11 protein-coding genes are annotated in these 10,934 nt (G+C 59.9%); 7 read left to right on the top strand and 4 right to left on the bottom strand.

The window, feature by feature from the left end:
- Window positions 1-80 precede the first annotated feature (80 nt).
- Both ligB and DBP26_RS11590 read left to right on the top strand, forming a co-directional pair.
- Window positions 81-1,730: an NAD-dependent DNA ligase LigB gene (gene ligB, locus DBP26_RS11595; RefSeq protein WP_256601286.1), complete on the top strand. Its 1,650-nt coding sequence runs from the start codon at window positions 81-83 to the stop codon at window positions 1,728-1,730.
- 59 nt (window positions 1,731-1,789) lie between these two features.
- The gene (locus DBP26_RS11590; RefSeq protein WP_108237718.1) at window positions 1,790-2,194 is read left to right on the top strand and encodes a DUF1090 domain-containing protein; all 405 of its coding nucleotides are present in this window, start codon (window positions 1,790-1,792) and stop codon (window positions 2,192-2,194) included.
- Window positions 2,195-2,234: 40 nt separating this feature from the next.
- On the opposite strand, the gene DBP26_RS11585 is transcribed toward DBP26_RS11590, so the two are convergent.
- The 3 genes from DBP26_RS11585 to DBP26_RS11575 all read right to left on the bottom strand — a co-directional run bounded on the left by DBP26_RS11585 (window position 2,235) and on the right by DBP26_RS11575 (window position 4,038).
- Entirely contained in the window at window positions 2,235-2,657 is a 423-nt protein-coding gene (locus tag DBP26_RS11585) for a cytochrome c (RefSeq protein ID WP_108237807.1), read from the bottom strand.
- Window positions 2,658-2,764: 107 nt separating this feature from the next.
- Window positions 2,765-3,163: an MAPEG family protein gene (locus DBP26_RS11580; protein ID WP_108237717.1), complete on the bottom strand. Its 399-nt coding sequence runs from the start codon at window positions 3,161-3,163 to the stop codon at window positions 2,765-2,767.
- 35 nt (window positions 3,164-3,198) lie between these two features.
- Complete coding sequence (locus DBP26_RS11575; protein WP_108237716.1) at window positions 3,199-4,038, bottom strand: DMT family transporter; 840 nt, start codon at window positions 4,036-4,038, stop codon at window positions 3,199-3,201.
- A gap of 233 nt (window positions 4,039-4,271) precedes the next feature.
- Here DBP26_RS11575 and DBP26_RS11570 point away from each other — a divergent pair, with 233 nt between their 5' ends.
- Entirely contained in the window at window positions 4,272-5,090 is an 819-nt protein-coding gene (locus DBP26_RS11570; RefSeq protein WP_108237715.1) for a DeoR/GlpR family DNA-binding transcription regulator, read from the top strand.
- Window positions 5,091-5,268: 178 nt separating this feature from the next.
- On the opposite strand, the gene DBP26_RS11565 is transcribed toward DBP26_RS11570, so the two are convergent.
- Window positions 5,269-5,793 carry a hypothetical protein gene (locus DBP26_RS11565; RefSeq protein ID WP_146749662.1) on the bottom strand — a complete coding sequence of 175 codons (525 nt, stop codon included), beginning with the start codon at window positions 5,791-5,793 and terminating at the stop codon, window positions 5,269-5,271.
- A gap of 614 nt (window positions 5,794-6,407) precedes the next feature.
- On the opposite strand from DBP26_RS11565, the gene ltnD reads away from it, so the two are divergent.
- The 4 genes from ltnD to DBP26_RS11545 all read left to right on the top strand — a co-directional run bounded on the left by ltnD (window position 6,408) and on the right by DBP26_RS11545 (window position 10,930).
- Window positions 6,408-7,442: an L-threonate dehydrogenase gene (gene ltnD, locus DBP26_RS11560; RefSeq protein WP_349254550.1), complete on the top strand. Its 1,035-nt coding sequence runs from the start codon at window positions 6,408-6,410 to the stop codon at window positions 7,440-7,442.
- 10 nt (window positions 7,443-7,452) lie between these two features.
- Complete coding sequence (gene otnK / locus DBP26_RS11555) at window positions 7,453-8,745, top strand: 3-oxo-tetronate kinase (RefSeq protein ID WP_108237712.1); 1,293 nt, start codon at window positions 7,453-7,455, stop codon at window positions 8,743-8,745.
- Window positions 8,742-9,380, top strand: a complete 639-nt coding sequence (locus DBP26_RS11550; protein ID WP_108237711.1) for an aldolase — start codon at window positions 8,742-8,744, stop codon at window positions 9,378-9,380. The genes otnK and DBP26_RS11550 overlap by 4 nt, the downstream gene beginning before the upstream one ends.
- Before the next feature lie 92 nt (window positions 9,381-9,472).
- On the top strand, window positions 9,473-10,930 hold the full coding sequence (locus tag DBP26_RS11545) for an SLC13 family permease (RefSeq protein ID WP_108237710.1): 1,458 nt from the start codon (window positions 9,473-9,475) through the stop codon (window positions 10,928-10,930).
- The last annotated feature ends 4 nt before the right edge of the window (window positions 10,931-10,934 follow it).

The raw sequence follows: 10,934 nt of genomic DNA, 5'->3' as shown, positions 1-10,934 counted from the left end.
ATCCTAGCCTTGGGGCCCTGTCCTCATTCAGCAAGGATGCGCCCATGCTGCTGTTTCACCGCGCTGCCCTCTGCGCAGTAATGACCCTGTTGTCCGCCACCGTGTCTGCTCAGTCCTGCCCCGACTGGCCGTCCGGCAAAGTTCGGGATGAGATAGCGGCCTTGCAGGCGCAAGTCGCGGGCTGGGACGACAGCTATCACCGGGAAGGGGTTTCGCTAGTGGCGGACGAGCTGTATGACCAGTCCATTCAGCGACTGGCGCAGTTGAAGGCGTGCTTCGCAGCTCCAGGCCTACCCGAGGCGGATCCACTAAAAACCGCGACAGGCTTGCATGCTCACCCCGTGCCACACACCGGCGTGCACAAATTGCCGGACGAAGCCGCCGTGCAGGGCTGGCTCAAGGGCAAAACAGGTCTGTGGATTCAGCCGAAGGTCGATGGGGTGGCGGTCACGCTGATCTACCAAGGCGGGACGCTGGTCAAAGCCATCAGCCGAGGCGATGGCCTCAAGGGGCAGGACTGGAGTGCACATGCCTTTCATATCGGTGCGATTCCTCGCACGCTGCCCGTACAACAATCCGTGGTGCTACAGGGCGAGCTTTACTGGCGGCTGACCGACCACGTGCAAGCCCGGGCTGGCAGCCTCAATGCACGCAGCAAAGTGGCCGGATTGCTGGCACGAACGGCTATCACCGAAGCCGAGGGCGCGCAGATTGGGCTGTTTGTCTGGGACTGGCCACAAGGCCCTGCCGACATGCGTGAACGCTTGAGCAGCCTGCGCACCATGGGCTTTGACGACGCCGTGACACTGAGCGAGCCGTTCGAGCGTTTTGAACAGGCCAGAGCGTGGCGGACGCACTGGTACGAAAATCCGCTGCCGTTCGCCACGGATGGCGTGATTTTACGTCAGGGGCACCGTCCGCCTGCGGAGCGTTGGCAAGCCAAGGCACCTTACTGGATCGCCGCTTGGAAGTACCCCTTCGCTCAGGTGCTGGGGGACGTGCGCAAGGTGCATTTCAACGTGGGGCGCAGTGGCAAGGTCACACCCGTGCTGGAAATAGCGCCGGTTCAACTGGACGACCGAAAGGTCACACGGGTCAGCGTCAGTTCTCTCAAACGTTGGCAATCCATGGACATCCGTCCCGGTGATCAGGTGGCAATCAGCCTGGCGGGATTGACCATTCCAAGACTGGATGGCGTGGTCACTCGCAGTACCGAACGGGTGTCGATGATTGTCCCTCAAGCTGCGGACTACCACGCGCTGAGCTGCTGGCAACCCACTGAGGGCTGCGAGAGCCAATTCCGCGAACGGCTGAAGTGGCTCAGCGGCAAGAAAGGCCTCGCCATGAGCGGGGTTGGCCCTGGCACATGGGACAGGCTGATCAGCGCAGGCGCGATAGAAGGTTTGCTCGACTGGTTGCGCCTGGACAGTGCACAACTTGTGAACATTCCCGGCATCAGCGAGCAAAGCAGCGCTAAACTGTTGAACAGTTTTCAGGGCGCTCGCGAACAATCCTTCGAAGTTTGGCTCAAAGCCATCGGCCTGCCGCCCACAGCGGGCGCGAGCCTGGGTGATTCCTGGTCTGCGTTGTCGGCCCGCAGCGCCGATCAATGGCAGGCCGAACCTGGCATTGGCCCGGGTCGTGCGAAACAGCTCACGGCGTTTTTTCAGGATCCGCACGTGCAGGCATTGGCCACGCAGCTGCGGGAGCAGGGTATTCAGGGTTTTTAGTCTTTTTTTGTCGGGGCGGTGTTCAATTTCCCGCCCAAGCAGTTATTCAAGGAGCAGTCATGAAAGTGTTTTCCTCTCTGATGGTGTTCGCCGCCTGTGGGATGTTGGCGGCCCCGTCGTTCGCCGCCGAGCCGCTGTGCGAGGCCAAGCGCGGCGAGATCCAGGCCGGCATCGAGCAAGCCAAGGCAGCCGGAAACAGCGAGCAACAGGCCGGACTCGAGAAGGCGCTTGCCGAGAACACCGACCACTGCACCGATGCGGGGCTGATCAAGGCACAGGAAAAGAAAGTGTTGGAGGCCAAACAGGAAGTCGGCAAGCGCCAGACGGACCTGGACAAAGCGATGAAGAAAGGCGATGCGGACAAGATCAACAAGCGCAAGGACAAACTGGCCGAATCGCGCAAGGCGCTGCAGGACGAACAGCAGAAGCTGGAAGAGATCCAGCCGGACGAGGATGACGAGTAAAGCAATAGCCAGAGGGCAAACGCTCCTCGCTCGTGCCTGTTCAGTGGTCGCGAAACTCCTTGTGACACACATCGCAGGCGTCTTCGACGTTATTCATCGGCGGGATCATGTTCGCTGGCGTCAGCGGAAGCGTTCGCGTGGCGATGACCAATTCTCCGGTCCGGGCCTCCAATGCCCGGGCCAACTCCTGAAAGCGCGCCTGCCGCTGCCAGACCGCATCTTTGGCGCTGGTATTTTCTGACTCTTTCACTGCGGGAAAATGCTTCCAGGGCTCGTGGGACAGCCCATCGAGCTTGACCGCACCTTCGGCGAATTTCGCCCCGTCGAACGGCAGCCGCCCCCGCAACATGCCACCCGTATCTTCGCTGGTTTTGAGCATCTGCTTGAAGATGGCCTTGCGCTGGCCCAGCGGGGAATTGGGGTCCACCGCGCCGCAGGCGCTCAGCGCAAACAGGGCGAGCATCACCAGCCCATGGGTTTTCAACGCGACGCTCTTTGACTTCATGGCGACTACTGGCGAAAAAAGGGTCGCCAGTATTGCCGTGTGCGCTCGAAAACCCAAGTGAATGATCAGGCAGGGGTGCCGACGGATACACCGAACAGAGCAATCACCAACCCCAGGCCGATGAACCACACCAGCGAGCGCAGCGCTGCGAGGTCGGCGAGGTAGAAAATGATGTAGAGCAGCCGAGTGGTCACGAACAGTACCGCCAGCACATCAATTGTCACCAACTGAGCGACACCGGCAATGTGGGCGATGATCACCCCGGCAGCGAAACCGGGAATGGCCTCGAAGCTGTTTTGCTGCGCGGCGTGGGCTCGACGAGGCAGGCCTTCGAGGCGCTCCAGAAAGTCTCTTGGGTTGTGGTTGTCCCGCAGGGCGAACTTGCCGCTGCCAAACTTGGCGATCGACGTACACGCGAGCGGCAGTAGAATCACGATCAACACGCACCAAAAGGCAACGGTCATTTGCGTCTTCCTTTTTAAAATATGAGCTTTTTTATTTAAAAGTTGAGCTTCATCAGAAGCATACCGAGCAATACCAGCCCACAGGCTAAGAGCCGGGGCCGACCGAAAGGTTCTTTCAGGTAACGCATCCCGAACAACACCACCAGCACGACGCTCACTTCACGCAGCGCCGCGGCCTGAGCCACTGACCCTATCTGCATCGCCCACAACACCAGCGCATAGCTGAACAACACGCAGAAACCTACGCTCAGCCCCAGTTTCCATTGCTCGCGCCAGAACAGCAGGAACACTGGACGCTTTCTGACCAGCGCCAGCAGAGGGAATGGCCAGGCGCTGATGAATGTGAGCCAGACCAGATAATCCAAGGGCTCGATCCCGCGCTTGAGTGCTTGCCCGTCGATGAAGGTGTAAGAGCCGATGCACAAGCCGATCATGCCGACCACTGGGAGCATCGACCACGGTAGACGATGACCACCGCCGCCCTGCCACAGCAGGCAGATCATGCCGCAGGGAATCAGCAGAATGCCGAGAATCTGTTGAAGGGTCAGGTGTTCGCCAGCGAAGATCAAAGTCAGCGCCAGAACCACCAGCGGTGACAAGCCACGCATCAAGGGATACACCAGCCCCAAGTCACCCACCCGGTACGCCCTGATCAGCAACACGCGATAGAGCAACTCGAAGAGCGCCGACGCCACCAGCCACGGCCAGATGGGCCAGGCAGGCGGGGATACGAATCCCAGCGCGAGCACCGCAAGGACAAAGGCCACGATGTCCATACTGGCAATGACCAACAAGCGCTCGGCGCTGAATTTGATGAGCGTGTTCCAGGTGGCATGCAGCACAGCCGCGATCAAGACCAAGGTTGTCGCCAGCACACGCTCTCCTTATCCGCTCTGTCCCGCAACCGGGCAAATTTTTTGTTTTCCGGGGCAGCAGTGGCGACGCCCGGTGGTCCGTGACGCCTGAGGATAAAGGATTCGCAAGAGCGGAACACGCACTGCGTATGGGTGGGTATCGATGTGCTTCGCTGCTGCGGCAGCGCCGACGATTGGCTAAGATGCCAGCCATCGCGGTCGGACCGACTGCACCGCAATGCCCAGGAGCCTGAATGTCCAGCGAAGAAGACACCACCGTCAGTGGTGCAGCGCCCATGATTCCCGATCAGCGCCGTGAGCTGATGCTGCGTCAGCTACGCAAACACCAGGTGCTCAGCGTGCATCAGCTGATGGAGATGTTCGATTGCTCGCACATGACCATTCGTCGCGACATTGCCTTGCTCGAACAGAGCGGTCGCGCGTATTCCGTCACAGGCGGCGTGCGGATCGCCAGCCAGGTTCACAGTGAACCGAGTCACCAATCCAAGGCGGTGGTCGAACTGCCGCAAAAGCAGGCGATGGCTCGTTTGGCCGCTGGGCTGCTCCATCCCGAAATGACGGTCTATCTCGATGCGGGCACCAGCACGCTGGAAATCGTCCCGCACATTGTCGCGCTGTCGGGCATGACCGTAGTGACCAACGATTTCGGCGTAGTCAACGCGCTGGCTGACGCCACCCACGTCGACGTCATCCACACAGGCGGCCTGCTGGACCACCCCAATCGCTCGTGTGTGGGAGGCCTCGCCGCCGCAACGTTACGTCACCTGGCGACCGACGTTGCATTCATGTCCACCAGCTCGTGGGACCTGCAACGCGGGACCACGACCCCCTCGGCGCTCAAGGTCGAGGTCAAACAAGCGGCCATGCAAGCGGCGTCGCGCAGTGTGCTGCTGACCACCAGCTCCAAATACGGCACGTTCGGCATGTACAAGGTCGCCAGCCTCGAGCAGTTCGACGCGATCATCACCGATGACGGGCTGGCTCAGGCTGCGGCTGACAGCATTCGGGCCCAGGGGGTGGAGTTGATGTTGGCGTCGGTGGACAAGCGCTGAGTGCTACTTACTGGCAGGGGCAGGCACGCTACCGAATTTGGCGTGCCTGCCATTTTTTCAAGATTGACGCACCGCCACTCAGTGTCAAGGACGAAATAACCGGAATACACCTACACCAACGTTCAGCTATCTTGATTCAGAACATCGCCTTGTTTCTACTCATCAACGTATCTCTCATTCAAGTATCGTATCGGGACAAATACTTTTCATACTCACTGATACCCTCAGCGTCCCCCTCCTTAAGCTCAGGTGGTAACCGTGTTTTTTTCTCGGGAATCGATTCTTCTTGACTATCAACCGGTGTAGATGCAGTACTGCTCGCTGACTCATCAGCAATGACGCCCAAATCACAAGTTAATTCAGGGCCCTCTTCAAACTGACCGCTGATTCCCTGATTCACAGCCACATAGAATTTCACCTTTTCATTGGCGGCCCTTTTCCCCAAGCCCTCGATCTTCAACGTTTTGTCTGACACTGGGTGTTTTCCCAGGTCGAGATCCAAATGCTCGTACTTCCCTGACACGCCACCGTGACCTATCCGTACAGTGTTGGAAAAGCCTGCATTCCCTCTGTTGAATGGGGCGCTGACTTTGAGTGTGCCGGAAAACTTATAGCCTGGACTTCCCACCGCCTCGACAGTGCCAGAAAAATAAGCTTGAGACCCAAAAGACGTTTTATCTAATTTGAATTCGATCGCAGACATGGCGATAATCTCCATATGAATTAGCACTCCGACTACCGAAATATTCGGTCAGCCATACACTCACTATCAACCAAACCATGTAAACATCAAGCCAGCAGAGAGAGAAAATAAAAAACCCTGACGGACGGCGAACTAATGCACTAACAAATAAGCAACCGCAATAACCTCACACCCCCATATAGCGATTTATCTAAACCTGTCGAAATCAACAACACCACTGACATCGCCAACCAATATATAGACTACTCAACTTGCTTATATGATCGCCTAGGCTATCGAACAAAGATCGAAAAGATCTGTATGTGAATGGAGATGCTGGGCTGCGGCTGACAGCATTCGGGCGCAGGGGGTGGAGTTGATGTTGGCCTCCGTCGACAAGCGCTGAGCTCACAGACACCCCAATCCGTAGGAGCGCGCTTGCCTGCGATCACGGCGTCTCATCCATATTTCCTCATCTGACACACCGCGATCGCGGGCAAGCGCGCTCCTACAGCCAGCCGGTTTTGTACATAACAGCGCTACGTCCAGGGACAAAGATCTCCGTACAGCGTTTAACACGCTCCAAGCCCTGGCTCACAACCGGGGGCTTTTTGTGCCTGGTCAAAAAATGAACAATGTTAACTTTTGTGAAAATGAAAAATTGCTTCACATTATCCGCTCGCAGGTTCACTATCTTTAACAGATCAGAACAAACACCGTTCGAGTGCTGGCAAAACTTCGGCGCTCAACCCGAGGAGAGACACATGGATAACAAGAACGTTGGCGTGATCGGACTGGGTGCCATGGGCCTCGGCATCGCGCGCTCCCTGTTGCGCAGCGGATTCAATGTTCATGCCTGCGATGTCCGTGCAGCGGTCACCGAGCAATTCGCCAGCGAAGGGGGTGTTGCCTGTGCGACCCCCGCCGCTATGGCTGCAAGTTGCGACGTGATCATTACCGTCGTGGTCAACGCCGAGCAAACCGAAACCGTCCTGTTTGGCGAGCACGGCGCGGTTGCCGCGCTCAAGCCGGGCAGCCTGATCATCGGTTGTGCCACCGTCGCCCCAACCTTCGCCATCGAGCTGGGCCAGCGCCTGACTGAAAAGGGTCTGCTGTACCTGGATGCACCGATCTCCGGCGGTGCGGCCAAAGCCGCTGCCGGTCAGATGACCATGATGACCTCCGGCCCTGCCGAGGTGTACGCCAAAGCCGACGCCGTCCTCAATGGCATGGCAGGCAAGGTTTATCGCCTGGGCGACGTCCACGGCCTGGGTTCGAAAGTCAAAATCATCAACCAGCTGCTGGCGGGAGTGCACATCGCTGCAAGCGCCGAAGCCATGGCGCTGGGCCTGCGTGAAGGCGTCGACGCTGACGCACTGTACGAAGTGATCACCAACAGCGCTGGCAACTCATGGATGTTCGAAAACCGCGTGCCGCACATCCTCAAGGCTGACTACACACCGCTGTCGGCTGTGGACATCTTCGTCAAGGATTTGGGCCTGGTACTGGACACAGCCCGCGCGAGCAAATTCCCACTGCCGCTGTCGTCCACCGCGCACCAGATGTTCATGCAGGCATCGACCGCAGGTTTCGGCCGCGAAGACGACTCCGCCGTGATCAAAATCTTCCCGGGCATCACCCTGCCGGGCGCCAAAGCCGCCAACGACTGAGGAAACGCAGATGAGCACCACGACTCCGCGCCCTCTGCTGGGCTGCATCGCCGACGACTTCACAGGCGCCACTGACCTGGCCAACATGCTGGTACGCGGCGGTATGCGCACTGTGCAAAGCATTGGCATTCCGAGCGCCGACAGCCTGTCGGAGCTGGACGCCGATGCCATCGTCATCGCCCTGAAATCCCGCACCACGCCGGCTGCCGAAGCGGTCGAGGAATCGCTGCAAGCCCTGCAATGGCTGCGTGATCGTGGCTGCGAGCAAATTTTCTTCAAGTACTGCTCGACCTTCGACTCGACCGCCAAAGGCAACATTGGTCAGGTCAGCGAAGCGCTGCTCGACGCACTCAGCAGCGACTTCACCCTTGCCTGCCCTGCGTTTCCAGAGAATGGCCGGACGATCTTCCGTGGCCACCTGTTTGTGCAGGACCAGTTGCTCAATGAGAGCGGTATGCAAAACCATCCGCTGACCCCGATGACCGACGCCAACCTGGTGCGCGTGCTGCAATCGCAGACCGAGAAAAAAGTCGGCCTGCTGCGCTACGACAGCATCGCCAAAGGCGTGGAAAGCGTGCGTGCGCGTATCGCGGAACTGCGCGCTGACGGCGTGACCATGGCCATCGCCGACGCACTGTCTGACGCGGATTTGTACGTGCTGGGCGAAGCCTGCGCCGACCTGCCACTGCTGACCGGCGGTTCGGGCCTGGCGCTCGGCCTGCCGGGCAACTTCCGCAAGGCGGGCAAGCTGCGTGATATCGACGCTGCTCAGCTTGAGTCAGTCGACGGTGGTGAAGTGGTGCTGGCCGGGAGTGCCTCGGTGGCCACCAATGGTCAAGTCGCGGCGTGGCTTGAAACCAAACGCCCTGCCCTGCGCATCGATCCTCTCGCGCTGGCCGATGGTCAGCCGGTGGTCGAACAGGCACTGGCCTTTGCTCGCGACGCAGGTCAGACCGTGCTGATTTACGCCACCAGCAGCCCGGATGAAGTCAAAGCCGTGCAGCAGCGGTTAGGTGTCGAGCGCGCCGGTGCGATGGTCGAGCAGGCCTTGGGCAAAATCGCCAAAGGCTTGCTGGAATCGGGCGTGAAGCGCTTCGTCGTCGCAGGCGGTGAAACCTCGGGGGCCGTCGTTCAAGCGCTGGGGGTGAGCCTGCTTAAGATCGGTGCGCAGATCGATCCAGGCGTTCCGGCGACCATCAGCAGCGGCGAGCAACCGCTGGCACTGGCGCTGAAATCCGGCAATTTCGGCGGCCGTGACTTCTTTGACAAGGCGCTCAAGCAGCTTGCAGGCGGTGCCAAATGAGTACCGAGAACAAACTGCGCGAAGAAATTTGCGACATCGGTCGTCTGCTGTTCGGGCGCGGCTACACCGTCGGCAGCGCAGGCAACATCAGCGCGCGGCTTGACGATGGCTGGCTGATCACTCCGACCGATGCGTGTCTGGGTCGCCTGGATCCAGCCGCGATCGCCAAGGTGAATCTGTCCGGGGAATGGGTATCGGGCGAGAAGCCATCCAAGACCCTGATGCTGCACCGCGAAGTCTACGACCGCAACCCAGCGGTCGGCGGCGTGGTACACACCCACTCGACTCACCTGGTTGCGTTGACCCTCGCGGGCGTCTGGCAACCGAATGACATTCTGCCGCCCATCACCCCGTATCAGGTCATGAAAGTCGGTCACATCCCACTGATCTCGTACGAACGCCCTGGCTCTCCGAAAGTGGCCGAACAGGTGGCGAAACTGGCGAACAGCGTGCGAGGCGTAATGCTTGAGCGGCTGGGGCCGGTGGTCTGGGAAAGCTCTGTGGCCAAGGCGGCCTACGCCCTGGAAGAGCTGGAAGAGACTGCGCGCCTGTGGCTGATGAGCAATCCCAAGCCCGAGCCGCTGGACGCAGCGGCACTGGAAGATCTGCGTCAGGCCTTCGGCGTGACCTGGTAACGGCCTTCAACAGCGCTTGACCGAAGGCCGTTTTGGCGGCCTTCGGCAACCCGGTTCGCCGGAAACAATAACAACAGGACATCCCACACGACATGACCCCACTACTTCTCATGACCATCGCTGGAGCCGGTATCGCGCTGTTGCTCCTGCTCGTACTCAAGTACAAATTTCAGCCATTCGTGGCCCTTATGCTGGTGAGCATCATCGTCGCGCTGGTCGCCGGGGTTAAACCGGCCGACCTGGTGACCACCATCGAAGGCGGCATGGGCAAAACCCTCGGCCACATCGCGATCATCATCGCGTTGGGTGCCATGATCGGGCGCATCATTGAACTGTCCGGCGGTGCAGAAGCGCTGGCCAAGACATTGATCGATCGCTTCGGCAACAAGCGCACGCCGCTGGCGTTGACCGTGGCCGGTTTCATGGTTGGCATCCCCGTGTTCTTCGAAGTGGGCGTGATCATCCTCATGCCACTGGCGTACGGCGTTGCCCGCGCAGCCCGTAAGCCGCTGCTGATCTTCGCCCTGCCAATGTGTGCGGCGCTGCTGTCGGTTCACGCCTTCCTGCCACCGCACCCGGGCGCTGTCGCGGCCGCCGGTCAACTGGGCGCTGACCTGGGCCGCGTGCTGATGTTCGGTATCCCGATCGTCGCGGTGCTGTGCCTGATCGGCTATGTCATTGCCGGTCGTATGACCCGCAAGACCTTCCCGATGACCGACGACATCCGCAGCGAAGTCTACGGTCCGCACATCACCAACGAAGACCTGGTGGCGTGGGCCAACAACGATTATTCCAACGCCAAGGAAGCCACCCACACCCAAGCACTGGGTCTGGAAGAAAGTGCCAGCAGCCTGGCCGCTCGCTTGCCAGCAGCGCCAGCACCGGGCGCGGGCCTCATCGTCGCGCTGATCTTGCTACCGATTGTCCTGATTCTGCTGGGAACACTGGCAACGACCCTGTTGCCAGCCGATTCCGGCCTGCGCAGCGTGCTGACGGTTCTCGGCGCGCCGCTGGTCGCGCTGCTGATCGACACCCTGCTGTGTGCCTGGATTCTGGGGTCGCGTCGCGGGTGGAGCCGTAGCCAGGTGTCTGACGTGATCGGTTCGGCGCTGCCCGGCGTGGCGATGGTGATCCTGATTGCCGGTGCGGGTGGTGTGTTCGGTAAAGTGCTGGTCGATACCGGTATCGGGGCGGTCGTGTCCGACGCCCTGCGCAACACCGGGCTGCCGGTTCTGGCACTGGGCTTCATCCTGACGCTGCTCTTGCGCGCCGTCCAAGGCTCGACCACCGTGGCGCTGGTGACCACCGCCGGTATTCTCAGCCCATTGATCGCGACCCTGAACCTCAGCGCCAACCACATGGCCCTGCTGTGCCTGGCCATGGGCGGTGGCGGTCTGGCCATGTCCCACATCAACGACGCCGGTTACTGGATGTTCACCAAACTGGCAGGCCTGAATGTCGGTGACGGCCTGCGCAACTGGACGTTCCTGGTGACCGTTCTGGGTACACTGGGCTTCCTGTTCACTTTGCTGCTCTGGCCTTTCGTTTAAGCCT

The sequence above is a fragment of the Pseudomonas sp. RIT409 genome (genome assembly GCF_003052515.2).
GTDB lineage: Bacteria > Pseudomonadota > Gammaproteobacteria > Pseudomonadales > Pseudomonadaceae > Aquipseudomonas.
Note: the sequence above shows the minus strand (reverse complement) of the source record. Positions and strands in the feature narration are given on the sequence as shown.